The organism is Roseomonas elaeocarpi, assembly GCF_042433915.1.
Classification (GTDB): Bacteria; Pseudomonadota; Alphaproteobacteria; order Acetobacterales; family Acetobacteraceae; genus Roseomonas; species Roseomonas elaeocarpi.
Genome location: NZ_JBHLUN010000014.1, coordinates 73,093 through 87,701, shown reverse-complemented (window position 1 = coordinate 87,701; position 14,609 = coordinate 73,093). Strand labels below are relative to the sequence as shown.

At 72.0% G+C, this 14,609-nt stretch carries 17 protein-coding genes; 8 read left to right on the top strand and 9 right to left on the bottom strand.

What is annotated here, in order from left to right:
• Window positions 1–130: 130 nt before the first annotated feature.
• Window positions 131–1,156: an ABC transporter substrate-binding protein gene (locus ACFFGY_RS18715; RefSeq protein WP_377046045.1), complete on the top strand. Its 1,026-nt coding sequence runs from the start codon at window positions 131–133 to the stop codon at window positions 1,154–1,156.
• A gap of 147 nt (window positions 1,157–1,303) precedes the next feature.
• Here the strand turns inward: ACFFGY_RS18715 and ACFFGY_RS18710 are convergent, their stop codons facing one another.
• The gene (locus ACFFGY_RS18710) at window positions 1,304–1,618 is read right to left on the bottom strand and encodes a metal-sensitive transcriptional regulator (RefSeq protein WP_377046044.1); all 315 of its coding nucleotides are present in this window, start codon (window positions 1,616–1,618) and stop codon (window positions 1,304–1,306) included.
• A gap of 99 nt (window positions 1,619–1,717) precedes the next feature.
• Between ACFFGY_RS18710 and ACFFGY_RS18705 the strand changes: the two genes are divergently transcribed.
• Window positions 1,718–2,575 (top strand): manganese catalase family protein, encoded by an 858-nt coding sequence (locus ACFFGY_RS18705; protein ID WP_377046043.1) that lies wholly within the window; start codon window positions 1,718–1,720, stop codon window positions 2,573–2,575.
• Window positions 2,576–2,919: 344 nt separating this feature from the next.
• Entirely contained in the window at window positions 2,920–3,519 is a 600-nt protein-coding gene (metW, locus tag ACFFGY_RS18700) for a methionine biosynthesis protein MetW (protein WP_377046115.1), read from the top strand.
• 57 nt (window positions 3,520–3,576) lie between these two features.
• Here the strand turns inward: metW and ACFFGY_RS18695 are convergent, their stop codons facing one another.
• Complete coding sequence (locus ACFFGY_RS18695; RefSeq protein WP_377046042.1) at window positions 3,577–3,765, bottom strand: soj family protein; 189 nt, start codon at window positions 3,763–3,765, stop codon at window positions 3,577–3,579.
• A 248-nt stretch (window positions 3,766–4,013) separates the two neighbouring features.
• On the opposite strand from ACFFGY_RS18695, the gene phbB reads away from it, so the two are divergent.
• On the top strand, window positions 4,014–4,736 hold the full coding sequence (gene phbB, locus ACFFGY_RS18690) for an acetoacetyl-CoA reductase (RefSeq protein ID WP_377046041.1): 723 nt from the start codon (window positions 4,014–4,016) through the stop codon (window positions 4,734–4,736).
• A gap of 245 nt (window positions 4,737–4,981) precedes the next feature.
• On the top strand, window positions 4,982–5,293 hold the full coding sequence (locus ACFFGY_RS18685) for a YciI family protein (protein WP_377046040.1): 312 nt from the start codon (window positions 4,982–4,984) through the stop codon (window positions 5,291–5,293).
• 58 nt (window positions 5,294–5,351) lie between these two features.
• Here the strand turns inward: ACFFGY_RS18685 and ACFFGY_RS18680 are convergent, their stop codons facing one another.
• Window positions 5,352–5,693 carry a phage holin family protein gene (locus ACFFGY_RS18680; RefSeq protein ID WP_377046039.1) on the bottom strand — a complete coding sequence of 114 codons (342 nt, stop codon included), beginning with the start codon at window positions 5,691–5,693 and terminating at the stop codon, window positions 5,352–5,354.
• Window positions 5,694–5,846: 153 nt separating this feature from the next.
• On the opposite strand from ACFFGY_RS18680, the gene yddG reads away from it, so the two are divergent.
• A complete protein-coding gene (gene yddG / locus ACFFGY_RS18675) occupies window positions 5,847–6,716 on the top strand; it encodes an aromatic amino acid exporter YddG (RefSeq protein ID WP_377046038.1) in 870 nt (289 codons plus the stop codon).
• A gap of 101 nt (window positions 6,717–6,817) precedes the next feature.
• Here the strand turns inward: yddG and ACFFGY_RS18670 are convergent, their stop codons facing one another.
• Genes ACFFGY_RS18670 through gloB form a run of 3 tightly spaced genes read right to left on the bottom strand, consistent with a single transcriptional unit; the run spans window position 6,818 to window position 8,647 of the window.
• The gene (locus tag ACFFGY_RS18670; protein WP_377046037.1) at window positions 6,818–7,432 is read right to left on the bottom strand and encodes a class I SAM-dependent methyltransferase; all 615 of its coding nucleotides are present in this window, start codon (window positions 7,430–7,432) and stop codon (window positions 6,818–6,820) included.
• Window positions 7,429–7,917, bottom strand: coding sequence for a cupin domain-containing protein (locus ACFFGY_RS18665; RefSeq protein ID WP_377046036.1), 489 nt, complete (start codon window positions 7,915–7,917; stop codon window positions 7,429–7,431). Before ACFFGY_RS18665 ends, ACFFGY_RS18670 begins: the two co-directional genes overlap by 4 nt.
• Entirely contained in the window at window positions 7,910–8,647 is a 738-nt protein-coding gene (gene gloB / locus ACFFGY_RS18660) for a hydroxyacylglutathione hydrolase (protein ID WP_377046035.1), read from the bottom strand. The genes ACFFGY_RS18665 and gloB overlap by 8 nt, the downstream gene beginning before the upstream one ends.
• Window positions 8,648–8,688: 41 nt before the next feature.
• Here gloB and ACFFGY_RS18655 point away from each other — a divergent pair, with 41 nt between their 5' ends.
• Window positions 8,689–9,492, top strand: a complete 804-nt coding sequence (locus ACFFGY_RS18655; protein WP_377046034.1) for a class I SAM-dependent methyltransferase — start codon at window positions 8,689–8,691, stop codon at window positions 9,490–9,492.
• 82 nt (window positions 9,493–9,574) lie between these two features.
• On the opposite strand, the gene ACFFGY_RS18650 is transcribed toward ACFFGY_RS18655, so the two are convergent.
• The 3 genes from ACFFGY_RS18650 to ACFFGY_RS18640 all read right to left on the bottom strand — a co-directional run bounded on the left by ACFFGY_RS18650 (window position 9,575) and on the right by ACFFGY_RS18640 (window position 13,448).
• Window positions 9,575–10,750 carry an acetyl-CoA C-acetyltransferase gene (locus ACFFGY_RS18650; RefSeq protein WP_377046033.1) on the bottom strand — a complete coding sequence of 392 codons (1,176 nt, stop codon included), beginning with the start codon at window positions 10,748–10,750 and terminating at the stop codon, window positions 9,575–9,577.
• Between the two features lie 137 nt (window positions 10,751–10,887).
• A complete protein-coding gene (locus tag ACFFGY_RS18645; protein WP_377046032.1) occupies window positions 10,888–11,877 on the bottom strand; it encodes an aldo/keto reductase in 990 nt (329 codons plus the stop codon).
• A gap of 296 nt (window positions 11,878–12,173) precedes the next feature.
• Window positions 12,174–13,448: an alpha/beta fold hydrolase gene (locus tag ACFFGY_RS18640; protein ID WP_377046031.1), complete on the bottom strand. Its 1,275-nt coding sequence runs from the start codon at window positions 13,446–13,448 to the stop codon at window positions 12,174–12,176.
• Window positions 13,449–13,934: 486 nt separating this feature from the next.
• Between ACFFGY_RS18640 and phaR the strand changes: the two genes are divergently transcribed.
• Entirely contained in the window at window positions 13,935–14,576 is a 642-nt protein-coding gene (gene phaR, locus ACFFGY_RS18635) for a polyhydroxyalkanoate synthesis repressor PhaR (RefSeq protein ID WP_377046030.1), read from the top strand.
• Window positions 14,577–14,609 lie beyond the last annotated feature (33 nt).

Below are 14,609 nucleotides of genomic sequence, written 5' to 3'. Positions count from 1 at the left end.
GCGCCGGGCCGGAACGCCCGCGGAGGAACCACGCGGGGGCCGCGGCGCGGGCGGCTGGCATGCTCCTTGTATGATGCGGAGGCGAAAGGGTGCGGCAAACGCGTCCCGCCTTCGCCAGGATCGAAACGCCATGATGCTTTCCCGTCGCGCCGCCCTCGCCGCCGGTGGCGCCCTCCTCGCCGCGCCTCGCCTCGCGCGGGCGCAGGCGCTGCCCAAGGTCCGCTACTCGCTCGACTGGGCGCTGCAGGGGCCCAACGCCTTCGTGCTGCTCGGCCGCGACAAGGGCTTCTTCCGCGAGGCCGGCGTGGACGTGACGGTGAGCCGCGGCTTCGGCTCCGGCCGCGTGCCGGTGGACCTGGCGGCGGGCGCCTACGAGATGGGGCAGGCCGACATCAACCCCGCGCTGAAGTTCATGGCCGAGAACCCCGATGCCGGGCTGGTGGTCGTGGGCATCTGGGGTGATGCGAGCCTGCTCAGCGCCACGGTGCGGGCCGACGGGCCGATCCGGGCGCCCAAGGATCTCGAGGGCAAAACGCTGGCGGCACCGGAATCCGACGCCGGGCGGCAGATGTTCCCGGCCTTCGCCAAGGCCGCCGGCTTCGACGCCGCGAAGGTCAGTTGGATGACGGTGAACCCGGAGCTGCGCGAGCCGATGCTGGTGCAGCGCCGCGCCGACGGTGTCACCGGCCTGACCACCACCACGGCGCTGTCGCTCAAGGCGCTGGGCATGGACTGGCCGCAGCAGCGCATCCTGTACTACCGCGACCACGGCCTCGACCTGTACGGCAGCTGCTTCCTCACCACCCGCGCCTATCTCCAGCGCGAGCCCGAGGCGGCCAAGGCCACGCTGGCGGCGCTGTTCCGCTCGCTCGTGTATGCCCAGGCGCATCCGGACGAGGCGATCGCGGCGCTGCGCAAAGCCGAGCCGCTGACCGACGTGGCGATCGAGACCGAACGGCAGAAGGTGGTGTTCGACGACATGGTGGCGAGCCCGGCCGCGCGCCGCGACGGGTTGTCGGTGGTGGACGCGGCACGGCTCAGCCGCGCGGTCCGCACCGTCGAGGAAGCCTACGGCCTCACGCCCAGGCTGACGGCGGAGGCGGTTTACACCGACGCCTTCCTGCCACCGCTGGCGCAGCGCCGCCTCCAGGCGTGAGCCCGGGTTAGCTGAACCGGCTTAGCGAGCCCAGGTTAACGCCTGGGCGGCCGCGGCCGGCAGGGGCGGGGAGCCGGCCTGCCAAGCCGGGCACGGCGGTTCCTGCGCCGCAGCCGCCGGGCTCCACCGACATGGCATCCCAGAGGATCAGCCCCCCTGCCGGATCGCCGCGCGCAGCACGGTCTTCATTTCTTCAAGCAGGATTTCCGTGTCCTTGCCCGAGGCTGCGCGTTCCAGCCCCGCGGTGAAATGCTGGGAGGCCAGCAGCACCGCGACCTCGCGCAGTGCGGCCGTGACCGCGCTGATCTGCTGCATTTCCTCGAGGCAGTAGCGGTCCTGTTCCACCATCTGCTGCAGGCCGCGCACCTGTCCCTCGATCCGGCGCAGGCGCTGGAGGATAGGCTCCCGTTCCTCCGGCGTACGGCGGAGGTACAAACGCCCGTCGGTAAATAGATGCTCCACCTTCCGTGATACTCCGTAGGGGTATCTTTTGGAGGAACCGGGCGTTGCTGTGCTGGCGGTTCGGAGCCGCCTCCATCCCCTGCGCAGGACGACCCAATCATGTTCTACCACGATAAGAAGCTGCAATATCCTGTGAAGGTGAGCACACCGGATCCGGTTTTCGCGCGGATGTTGCAGCAGGCCATCGGTGGCGTGGAAGGCGAGATCCGCGTCTGCATGCAGTACATGTTCCAGGCCTGGGGCGCACGCGGCCCGACCACGAAGTACCGCGACATGCTGCTGCACACGGCGACCGAGGAGATCGGTCACATCGAGATGCTGGCGACCGCCGTGGCGATGAACCTCGAGACGGCGCCCACCAAGGTGCAGGAAGCGGGTGCCGCGGACGGCATCGTGGGCACGGTGATGGGCGGCGGCAGCGCCCGCGGCGCCATCGAGGGCATGCTGCACCGGCATATTCTGTCCACCGGCATGGCGGCCTTCCCGGCCAACGCGGAGGGCGTGCCCTTCGACATGTCGCACATCTACGCCAGCGGCAACCTGGCCGCGGACATGTACTGCAACGTGGCGGCCGAGGCGACGGGCCGCGTGCTGGCGGTGCGGCTGTTCAACGCCACCGACGACACCGGCATGAAGGACATGCTGCACTTCATGATCGCCCGCGACACCATGCACCAGCAGCAGTGGCTGGCGGTGGTCGAGGAGCTGGGCGGTGCGCAGGGTGCGCTGCCGATCCCGAACTCCTTCCCGCAGAGCGAGGAGCACCAGAAGTTCAACTACAACTTCTTCGCCACCGCTGCCGACGGTTCCGCGCCGCAGGCCGGCCGCTGGACGCAGGGCCCCTCGATCGACGGCAAGGGCACCTTCAGCGTGTTCCAGAACGTGCCGATGGGTGAGGAGCCGGTTCTGGGCCCGGCCCGTCCGGACAGCGGCGCGCAGTCCGAGCAGATCGCCTGAACGGCGCGTTGCCCCGGCCGGGAGGCCGGGGCAACGCTGTTGCAGCGGCCCTTCGCCGCAGGACCGGGCGCGCATCGCGGCTCTGCCCGGCCACCGTCGCCACGCGCCCGCCGACAGCCATGCGGCCGTGTGTTCCGGCTCCCCACTCTCAGCGTCTTCATCCTCCGGCGGCTCATCACGGTGGCCCGTCCATGATTGAGGGGCCTCGCGCGGAAGCTTCGTGCCTGGACGTCGGGAAGCAGCTTCTCTAAGTCCGGCACGATATCGCGGCGTGCGACGCACCGCCCGCGCTGGGGAGCCTTGCCTTGCCCGACAGCCTGCCGATCCGCTTCGTCGCCAAGAACATGCGGCTCGACCTGCGCCTGATCGCCGACATGATCCCGCAGGGCGCCAAGGTGCTCGACATCGGCTGCGGCGACGGCGCGCTGCTCGACCACCTGACGCGCGAGAAGGATGCCGACGCGCGCGGCATCGAGATCGACATGGCCCAGGTGGCGCGCGCCGTGGGGCAGGGGCTCGCGGTGATCCACGGCGATGCCGATGCCGACCTCGCCTTCTATCCCGACCAGGCCTTCGACTGCGTGGTGCTGTCGCGCACCTTCCAGGCGGTGGAGAAGCCGCGCGAGGTGCTCCGCCAGATGCTGCGCATCGGGCGCACCGCGGTGGTGTCCTTCCCGAATTTCGGGCACTGGCAGATGCGCTGGCGGCTGCTCACCACCGGGCGGATGCCCGACACCGACACCTGGGACCGCCCCTGGTACGAGACGCCCAACATCCACCCCTGCACCATCCGCGACTTCTTCGCGCTCTGCGCGCTGGAAGGCTACGTGGTGGAGCAGTGGCTGGCGGTGGATGAGCGGGGCTTACGCGCCCCGTGGCGGCGCAGCGTGTGGCTGGCGAACCTGTTCGGCGAGCAGGCGCTGTTCCGCCTGCGCCGCGCCTGACGGCAGGCCGGAGCCGCCGTCGGACCCTTGGTCACGCCGGCGCGCGGGGCGCGGTCCTCAGGCCGCGCGGCGGCGGCTGGCCTGGTCGCGCAGCAGGGCGTCGACGGCGCGCTGCAGGTGCTCGGCGGCTTCCTCGGCCCCCATCTCGAGGCAGCGGCGCTCCAGCATCTCGAGCATGCGCAGCATGGCCTGCGGCTCACGGCGCGCGTGCTCGGGCCAGAGGATGGCGGCGATCGGTGTGTCCATGGTCGCAAAGAGCTCCTGCTGCCGTGCCGCTTCGGGGACGGGCGGCGGCGTCCTAGCACCGGCGGGGCTGCCCGCGCCACGTCTTTCCTGCGACCGAGTCCCCCGAAATCCGAAATCATAATGTTTTGTAGACGTAACAGTGAGGCGCGGCCGGGATCTTCTTGGAAACGCTTCGCCGGGGTCGCACCTTGTAAGACACCGAAGCCCGGATGAGATGGAACTGGAGCTCGGTTCAAGGAGGAACCAAGATGGCACGTGTCGCACTCGTCACCGGTGGCCAGCGGGGCATCGGCGCCGCGATCAGCGAAATGTTGCGCGACCAGGGACGCAGCGTCGTCGCCTCCTACGCGGGCAACGAGGACGCCGCGCGCGCCTTCACGGAGCGCACCGGCATTCCCTGTCGCAAGTTCGACGTGGGGGACTTCGAGCAGTGCAAGGCGGCCATCGCCGCCATCAAGGAAGAGTTCGGGCCGGTCGAGATCCTGGTGAACAACGCCGGCATCACCCGCGACGGCACCATGAAGCGCATGAATCGCGACATGTGGGACCAGGTGATCGACACCAATCTCGGCTCCTGCTTCAACCTGTGCAAGCTGGTGTGGGACGACATGACGGCCGGGAAGTTCGGCCGCATCGTCAACATCGGCTCGATCAACGGGCAGGCGGGCCAGTACGGGCAGGTGAACTACGCCGCCGCCAAGTCGGGCATCCACGGCTTCACCAAGGCGCTGGCCCAGGAAGGGGCGCGCGCCAACATCACCGTCAACGCCATCGCGCCGGGCTACGTCGACACCGAGATGGTGCGTGCCGTGCCGCCCGACGTGCTGGAAAAGATCGTGGCGCGCATTCCCGTCGGTCGCCTGGGTCAGGCGGAGGACATTGCGCGCGGCGTGTGCTTCCTGACGGCCGATGACGCGGACTTCATCACGGGCTCGACGCTGTCGATCAACGGCGGCCAGCACATGTACTGAGGCGGTCCGGCACCGGGGCCGCCGCTCGCCCCGGTGCCGGCTGTTTCCCGCAGGGGCAGGTTCCCGGTGGAGGGGCCCCGCCGGGCCGGCTCCGGCCGGCAGCTGGGCCCCACAGGCTGGGCCTGCGGCCCCGAGGAGGCGGAAGAGCCGGACCCGGCTTCACTGGCGCCGGTCGCGCCGGTACTGCTTCGTGCCGGCGAAGCCTGCCGTCCGGGCAGGGCTTCCCGCGAAGCGGAGAAGAACCCATGGCCTTCCTGGTGATCGCCCATGACGGCACGGACGAAGGCGCCCTTGCCCGGCGCATGGCGGCGCGCCCGACCCACTTCGAGCGCGTGACCCCTGAGGCGGAGCGTGGCGTGTTGCTGATGGGCGGCGCGCTCACCGACGCGGAAGGGCGGATGACCGGCTCGATGCTGGTGCTCGACCTGCCCGACGAGGCGGCGGTGCGGCGCTGGCTGGCGGAAGACCCCTACAGCCAGGGCGACGTGTGGCGCGAGGTGCAGGTGACGCCGTTCAGGCCGGCGGCACTGCCCTACCAGCCGCCGCGCGCCGGCTGAGCGCGTCGCGCGGCACCGCCCAAGGCGCGGGCCGGAGCTTGGGTCAGGGCCCGACGCCTCAGAGCCGGTCCGACACCACGCGGCTGGCGGCCCAGGACACCACCGTCACCACCAGCGCGCCGAGAAAGGCCGCGCCGAAACCGTCGACGCTGATCGGCGACAGGGCCGCGGTCAGCGCGAACATCAGGGCATTGATGACCAGCGTGAAGAACCCCAGCGTCAACAGGGTGAGCGGCAGCGACAGCAGCGCGATCACCGGGCGCACCACCGCGTTCACCAGCCCGAACACCACCGCGGCGAAGAGCGTGCCCACGACGCCGGGCAGGTGGATGCCGTCCACCAGCGCATCGGCCACCCAGAAGGCGAGGGCGGTGATCACGGTGCGCAGCAGGAAACCCATGGGAGGCGAAGCCTTTCAGCAGGAATGGCGGGGAGGCTCTACATGGTTCCTCTCGGCCGGTGCGACCAGTGGCGCGGACCCGGCCCGACGGCATGACTGGACGGGCGGGGCCCCGCGGCGCGGCGGTTGCGCGGCATGGCCGGGAACCGGGCGGTGACGGGCCGGGCATCGGCGGGGCGGAGCGGGAAGAGCGCGACGCTGGCCGGGATCGGCGCCCTGGTGCTCTGGGCCTCGCTGGCGCTGCTGGGCCGCCTGGCGGCGGGGCTGCCACCCTTGCAGATCACCGCGATGGCCTTCGCGGTGGGCGGGGTCCTCGGCACCGCGGCCGTGGTGCTGCGGGGAGAGCTGGGGCAGCTGCAACAGCCGGCCCTCGCCTGGCTGCACGGGGTCGGGGGGCTGTTCGGTTACCACGCCCTCTACTTCGCCGCCCTGGCGCTGGCGCCGGCGGTGGAGGCCAACCTGCTGAACTACCTGTGGCCGCTGCTGATCGTGCTGCTGTCGGGCCCGCTCCTCGGCCTGCCGCTGGGCGCGCGCCGGCTGTCGGGCGTGGCGCTGGGCTTCTGCGGCTGCGCGCTGATCGTGGGGGCGGGCGCCTCCTTTCCACCCGGTGCGGGGGCGGGCTTCCTGTGCGCGGCCGCGGCGGCGCTGGTCTGGGCGCTGTATTCCGTCACCTCGCGGCGCATGGCGGCGGTGCCCACCGCGGCGGTGGCGGGCTTCTGCCTCGTGACCGCAGTCCTGGCGGCGCTGGCGCACGCGCTGTTCGAGCGGACGGTGCTGCCGGGGGCGGGGCAATGGGTTGTCGTGGTCCTGATGGGGCTGGGACCCGTGGGGGCCGCCTTTTTCCTGTGGGACATCGGCATGAAGCGGGGCGACCCGAGGCTGCTCGGAACGCTGGGCTACGCGGTGCCGGTGGCCTCGACGCTGCTGCTGATCCTGCTGGGCGGGGGAGAGCTGGGCTGGCGGGTCGTGGTCGCCATGCTGCTGGTGGCGGGCGGCGGCTGGATGGCGGCCAGGGCAGCCTGAGAAGCCTGCCGCCGCGGGCGCAGCCTCGCGTGGCGGCGGTGGGGAGGCGGCCGCTGCCGGTCCCCGGGGGCGGGCACCGGCCTCCGTTCGGATGTGGAGGTTCAGCCCTGCTCCGGCCGCTGCCATAGGCCGCGCACCACCTCCGCCTCGCCCTGGTGGCGCGGGCCCTCGTCGAGGCGCACCGTGCCCTCGAGGCATTCCAGCACGATCAGGTTCCGGAACAGGTGACGCAGCTCCGCCCCGGTGGGCAGCAGCGCCGGGTCGCGCGGGCCACCGGAACGGCGACCCTCCTGCGCAGGGGTGAAGGCCTCCACCGCCAACAGCCCGCCCGGCCGCAGCGCCGCCATCGCCCGATCCGCCACCAACGCACGGTCCGCGGGTGGAAGGTGAACGAAGATCCAGGCCACGAGGTCGTAGCCTTCCGCCGGCCAGCACCAGCGCGTCAGGTCGGCGCACTCGCTGCGCAGCGCGACGCCACGGGCAGCGGCCAGGGTGCGGGCCTTCTCCAACCCGACCTCGGACCAGTCGAGGCTGGTGACCTCCAGCCCTTGTTCCGCCAGCCAGACGCCGTTGCGCCCCTCGCCGTCGCCCAGCGACAGGGCGCGCATCCCCGGGCGCAGGCGCGGCTGGAGGCTGCGCAGGTACAGGTTGGGCGCGGCGCCGAAGGTGAAGCCCTGCTGTCCGTAGCGCGCGTCCCAGGCGCTTGCCTCGCTCATCCGCGCCGCCCCGGCTGCCAGCCGGGCGGGGCCATCTCGAAGCCCTCGAAGCGAAAGGCCGGCGACACGGTGCAGCACACCAGCGACCACGTCGCCGTGCCCGCCGCCGGGCACGAGGACGCCGCCTGCCACCAGCCCGCCGGCACCATGGCCGAGAGCGACTGCCCGGCGCCGATCACGGGGCCGAGCATCGTGCTGGCCGGGTCGTCGCCGTCGCGGCACATCTCGAGCCGGAGCGGGGCGCCGGCCTGCCAGTGCCAGCCCTCGGCGGCGTCCACGCGGTGCCAGTGGCTGCGCTCCCCGGCCGCGAGCAGGAACAGGATGCTGGTCCCGGCGCCCCGGCCGCCATCCGCGGGGTGGTCGCGCCAGGTTTCGCGGTAGCGCCCGCCCTCGAGATGCGGCCGGAGGTCGAGCGCCGCCGCCACCGCCTCGGCCGTCAGGCTCGGGTCCCGCAGGTCCAGCGCGGTTGTGCGGGGTTCAGCCACGGAACACGTCCTTGGCCCGGCGGCGCGCGGCCAGGGTCTGCACGTCCACCGCCCGCAGGAAGGGGTTGGTGGCGATCTCACCCTCGAGCGTGGTGGGCACCGTGGGCTGGCCGGCCGCGCGCTGCGCCTCGGCCTCCCGCACCCGCGCCTGCAGCGCCTGGTTGTCGGGCTCCACGGTCAGGGCGAAGCGGGCATTGGACAGAGTGTATTCGTGGCCCGGGCAGACCAGCGTGTCGGGCGGCAGGGTGCGCAGGCGCTGCATCGACAGGAACATCTCCTCCGCCGTGCCTTCCAGCAGCTTGCCGCAACCCAGCGAGAACAGCGCGTCGCCCGACAGCAGCACGTCACGCTCCCGCCCCGGCGCCTGGACATGGAAGGCGACGTGGCCGCGCGCGTGGCCCGGCGTGTCGATGACGATGGCGCGCGCGGCACCGATCGCGATGCCGTCGCCCGGGTTCAGGGCGTGGTCGAGCGGCGGCAGCCGCACGCCTTCAGCGGGGTGACCGACCGTCTTGGCGCCCGTGGCCGCCACGAGTTCCGCCACGCCGCCCACGTGGTCGCCGTGGTGGTGGGTGATCAGCACGAGGTCGCAGCGCCCCTCGGGCAGGGCGGCCAGCACGGGCGCGGCCTCGCCGGGGTCGCACACCGCCACGGTGCCGGTGTCGGAGCAGGTGAGCAGCCAGGCATAGTTGTCGGACAGGCAGGGGATCGCCCGCACATTCAGGGTCATCGTGGTTCCTTCGGGGCCGTGGTGCCCTATATTCCCGTCCCATGAGCGCTGAGGTCCATGGGTTCGATAGCTTCTACGCCTCACCCACCGGGGTCGTTGCGAAGCGCCTGCTCCGGACGCGGCTGCGCGCCCTCTGGCCCGAGCTGGCGGGACGTGAGGTCCTGGGGATCGGCCATGCCGGGCCCTACCTGCGCCTGTGGCGACGACGGGCGGCGCGCGTGGTGGCCGTGGCGCCGGCGCAGCTGCACCCGGGCACCATGTTGCCCTGGCCGCCCGATGGCCCTTGCGCCGCCGCCCTGGTGGAGGAGGAAAGCCTGCCCTTCCCGGACCTCAGCTTCGACAACGTGCTGATGGTCCACGGGCTGGAGAATGCCGCGCATTCCCGCCGCCTGCTGCGCGAGGTCTGGCGGGTGATGAAGGACGAGGGGCGGCTGTTGGTGCTGGTGCCCAACCGGCGCAGCATCTGGGCCCATCTGGAGCGCACGCCGCTCGGCCACGGGCAGCCCTACAGCCCCGGGCAGCTCGCACGGTTCCTGCGGGCGGGGATGTTCCACGTGGAACGTCGCGACGGCGCGCTGTTCGTGCCGCCCTTCCGCTCCCGCTTCCTGCTCCGCGGTGCCCGCGCCTGGGAGGCAATGGGGCGCAGCGTGGCGCCGAAGCTTGCCGGCGTGACGATCATCGAGGCGCGCAAGGAGGTCTTCGGCGTGATGCCGCTGCGGCCCGAGGCGGCGGGGCGGCGGGTGACGGTGCCGGCCTGGGTCAGCCGCGGCCTCGTCCCGGCCTCCCGCGCCGCGGAGGAACAGCCCAGCGAGGAAGCGGTGGCCCGGAGCGGCAGCCAGGACTAGCGGGCAGGTACGCGCCGGAAGCCGCGAAAGCCCCGGCGCGCTGGTTCTTACGGCGCCGCCTGCGCACCGGCGCCCGGACAGCTCAGACGGCCTCGACGCACATGGCGACGCCCATACCGCCGCCGATGCACAGCGTGGCCAGGCCCTTGCGCGCCCCCTTCGCCTTCATGCCATGGAGCAGGGTGGTCAGTACGCGCCCGCCGGAAGCACCGATCGGGTGGCCCAGCGCGATGGCACCGCCGCTGATGTTCACCTTGTCGGTGTCCCAGCCCATCTCCTTGTTCACGGCGCAGGCCTGCGCGGCGAAGGCCTCGTTCGCCTCGATCAGGTCGAGGTCGGCCACCTTCCAGCCCGCTTTTTCCAGCGCCTTGCGCGAGGCCGGGATCGGGCCGGTACCCATGAGCGACGGGTCCACGCCCGCCGTGGCCCAGGAGGCGATGCGGGCCAGCGGTGTGATGCCGCGCCGCGCGGCCTCGGCCCCCGACATCACCAGGATCGCCGCGGCGCCGTCGTTGATGCCGGACGCGTTGCCGGCGGTGACGGTGCCCGACTTGTCGAAGGCCGGGCGCAGCTTGGCCAGGACCTCGCGGGTGGTGTCGGGCTTCGGGTACTCGTCGGTGGAAACGGTCACCTCGCCCTTGCGGGTCTTCACCGTCACCGGAGCGATCTCCTGGGCGAACAGCCCGCTGCGCATCGCCTCGCCCGCCTTGCGCTGCGAGTTGAAGGCGTACTCGTCCTGCTGGTCGCGGGTGATCTGGTACTTCTCGGCCACGTTCTCGGCGGTGACGCCCATGTGGTAGCCGTTGAAGGCGTCCCACAGCCCGTCGCGGATCATGGTGTCGATCAGGTTCAGGTCGCCCATCTTCTGCCCGGCGCGCAGGTTCGCGCAGTGCGGGGCCTGGGTCATGCTTTCCTGGCCACCCGCCACCACGATACGGGCATCGCCGGTGGCGATCTGCTGCGCCGCCAGCGCCACGCTGCGCAGGCCCGAGCCGCAGAGCTGGTTCATGGCGAAGGCGGTGCGCTCCACCGGGATGCCGGCCGCGACCGAGGCCTGGCGCGCCGGGTTCTGTCCTTCGCCCGCGGTCAGCACCTGGCCCAGGATGACCTCGTCCACCTCCTCGGGCGAGACCCCCGCGCGCTCCAGAGCCGCCTTGATCGCGACGGCGCCCAGTACGTGCGCCGGCAACGTGGCGAAGGCGCCGTTAAAGGAGCCGACCGGCGTGCGAGCGGCGGCGGCAATCACAAGATCGTCCATGGCGTGTCGTTCTCCCAATGGGGGAAAGATGGGATGTTGCCGGGGCACTCCACAAGGCCGCTATCCCGATGCTCCGCACCGGGGACCGCCCCAGCGCGATCGGGGCGCCGCCCGGGGAGACGGCGCCGGCCCCCGCCTCAGCCGCCCGGAACCGGCGCGGCCTCGGGCAGGACGTGCTCGTGCTTCAGCTCCGCCCAGAAATCCGCCGGGATCGATTGCGCCATCAGGGCGACGTTCTCGCGCACGCGCGCCGGGTTCTTGGTGCCGGGGATCACGGAGCAGACCACCGGATGGGCGGCGCAGAACTGCAGCGCCGCGGCACGCAGGTCCACGCCGTGTTGTTCCGCGATGGCGCGCAGCCGGTCCCGGGCCGAGATCTTGTCCGCGGAGGCCGGCTGGTACTCGAAGTTCTTGCCGCCCGCGATCAGGCCGGAATTATAGGGGCCGCCCACCACGACGTGGGCGCCGCGCTCGGCGCAGCGGGGGAAGAACTCGTCCAGCGCCGGCTGGTTCAGCAGGCTGTAGCGGCCGGCCAGCAGGAAGACGTCCGGGTCGGCCTGTTCCAGCGCCATGACGCAGGGCTCCACCCGGTTCACGCCCAGGCCCCAGCCGCGGATCACGCCTTCCTCGCGCAGCTTCGTCAGGGCGACGGCGGCGCCGGTCATGGCGGTGTGGAAGACCTCGCGCCAGTGCTCGCCATGCGCGTCCTCGGCGCAGTCGTGGATATAGACCACGTCGATGCTGGCCAGCCCCAGGCGCTGCAGGCTGTCCTCGAGCGAGCGGCGGACGCCGTCGGCGGAATAGTCGTAGTCCACCCGGAAGGGCAGTCCCTTCACGAAGGGGCCGTGCTGCCCACCCTTGCTCGCGTCCGCGCGCAGGAGGCGACCGACCTTGGTGGACAGCACGAACTCCTCGCGCGGGTGCTGCCGCAGTGCCTGGCCGAAGCGGTGCTCGGAGATGCCCGGGCCGTATTCCGGCGCGGTGTCGAAGTAGCGGATGCCGCTGTCCCAGGCAGCCTCCAGCGTGGCGGCGGCGTCAGCCTCGGACACGACTTCGAACATGTTGCCGAGGGGCGCGCCGCCGAAGCCGAGCGGGCCGGGCGGGGCGTAGTGCTGTGTGGCGGACATGGGGAAGCACCTTTCGGAAGGGTGTCGGGGATGTTCCAAAGGAGTCCTCCGGCGCCCGGAAGTTGCAAGGCCCTGCCTGGGGCAGTCGCGCGGCATGGCTGGCCGCGTGGTCCAGGGCGGGCACGGTCAGGTCGTTTCAGGCCGCCGGGTACGACCTGTTCCACCTGACTCAGGGTGCCACCATCCCGAAGCGCACCTCGGACCAGGGTTCCGCCGGTGCGGCGGCGATGCGTCACGATGCCAGCTCGGGAAGGCCGCCCACCGCGTATACGGAGCCAAGCACGGCCCGAACGCGCTCAGCCCGGCAGCGTGGCCATCCATTGCCGCAGCGGCCGCCACAGCGCCGCTTCCGCGCGTCCGCCCGCGGCCATGCCGATATGCCCGGCCGGTGTTTCGTGCAGCACCGCGCGCGGCAGTGCTGCGGCCAGGGCGCGGGCGCTGGCCGGGGGCACGATCCGGTCGCGATGCGGCACGGCGACGAAGGCCGGGATCTCCAGGCGCCGTGGCGACACCACCTCGCCCGCGATGCGCCATTCCCCGCGGGCCGGCGTGTTGCGGCCGTACCAGCCGCCGAGGCACTCGCGCGCCACGGGGGCGGGCAGGGGCACGCCGTCGTTGAGCCAGTCTTCCAGCGCCACGAAGTGCCGCAACTGCGGCGAGCCCTCGGCCAGGCGGCCGAAGCGGCGGAACTTGCGGGCGATGCTGAAGGGGTCGAGCGAGGCGAAGAGCGACTGGATCACGTCCACCGGCAGGGTGCCGGTGGCGGCGAGCAAGGGTTCGAGCACCGGCAGCAGCGCCGCCAGCCCGCGCGACGCGGCCCCAGCGCCGCCTTCGGACGCATCCCCCGGCTCCTTGCCTTGGGAAGGTGCCCCGACCCAGAAATCCCAGGGCGTGGCGAGCAGCGCGAGGCCCTGCACCCGCTCCGGCTGCCGCAGCGCCGCCGCCAGGGCCAGCAGCCCGCCCATGCAGTAGCCCAGCATCACCACGGGCCCGTCCACGGCACGCAGGGCGCGCTCCAGCCGACCGGCGGTAAAGGCCGACAGGTCCATGGCGCGCTCCGCCTCGCCCGGCATGCCCCAGTCGAGCAGCAGCGGCCGCGTGTCCTGCGCCGCCAGCCAGCGCAGCATGGAGCGTTCGGGCAGGAGGTCCAGCACGCGGGCGCGGTTCACCAGCGAGGGCACCACCAGCAGGCGCGGTCCCGCGCTGGCCCCGGGGGCGTAGTCCAGCAGCCGGCTGGCACCTTCGCGCCAGAGCACCGGTGGTTCCGGCGGCAGCGCAGGCCGGGGATGGCGGCGATACCGGGCGAGGCCGTGCACCAGCGCCGCATCCTCGATCAGGAGGCGCTGCCCGACCGCGGCGGCGAGGTCAGCGGCGCCGAAGCCGGACGCGTCGAGGGCGTCGAGCAGGCGCCTCGCTTCCTTCCGCCCTGCCGTCGAGACCGGCCAGGCGCCGCTCCACGCCGTCCAGTCGTGAGAGCAGGAGGGCGAGGAGCGTGGTGGAAGCGCTGCCAGCGCTGTCCAGCCCCGCAGTGCCGAAAGCCCCAGGTGCAGCGCCAGCGGGCGCGGGCCCAACGGAGGGGAAGCCAGAGGGGGGGAAGCCGGTGGGGGAGAGTCCGGAAGGGCCATGGGGCTGGGGTCCGTAGGGCCAGGCTTCGTGGGGCCAGCCCCCGTGAGGAGAGTGTCCGGCGGCGCGTAGGGTTTCGGCGAGCCAGGGCGGAACGAGGCTCCAGGGGGCGCTGCCGGGCCCGCCGCCCGCCGCCGTGGGACCAGCCTTGGCCGCGTCAACGGCGCCGCCCGTGACCCAGGCGGCGAGGAGGCGCCGCAGCTCCGGCTCGGCCATCCATCCCGCGACTTCCGACTGCCACAACGCGATCCAGTCATCCGCCAGGTGATCCAGCGCCGGGTGGCCTGCTGCCGGATCGTCCTGTCCCGATGGGTTCTGCGCGGGAGGCTCCGCCGATCCTTCCGGATCCCCCGTCATTGCCGCTCCTCTTTGAACTCTTCCGCAGCGCGGCACGATGGGACTAGCATGGGTCACAAATCAGAGGGAGGTCACCCATGGCCGAGCCCAGCAAATTGCGGGAGGTAGCCGGGGAGTCGGGCGAGAGTGCGGCGCCCGCCAGTCCACCGGTCGTGGTCAAGAAGTACGCCAACCGGCGTTTGTATAACACCGAGAGCAGCTCCTACGTCACGCTCGAGGACCTGGCGCGGATGGTGCGCGCGGGTCGCGACTTCGTGGTCTACGATGCCAAGTCGGGCGACGACATCACCCGTTCCGTGCTGACGCAGATCATCGTCGAGGAAGAGGCCAAGGGCAGCGCCATGCTGCCGACCTCCTTCCTGCGGCAGCTGATCGGCATGTACGGCGGCAACCTCCAGGCCGTGGTGCCACGCTACCTCGAGACCATGATGGGTGGCTTCGCGCAACAGGGTGAGCAGATGCGCCGCTCCATGGAAGCCATGAGCGGCGGGGTGGGCAACGGGTTCGGCGCCTTTCAGTCCCCGCTGGCCGGGCTGGAGGAACTGAGCAAGCAAAACATGGCGATGATGGAACGCGCCATGAGCCTGTTCAGCCCGTTTCCCAACGGCGCCAACGGGCGCGGCGCGGCGGAAGCGCCGCCGTCCGAGGTCGAGGTGCTGCGCGAGGAGATCACCTCGCTCAAGCAGGAACTGTCGCGCCTTCGCGGCGGCAAGGGCTGAGGCGCGGCGGCGCGGTCTGCGCCGTCGGTGGCC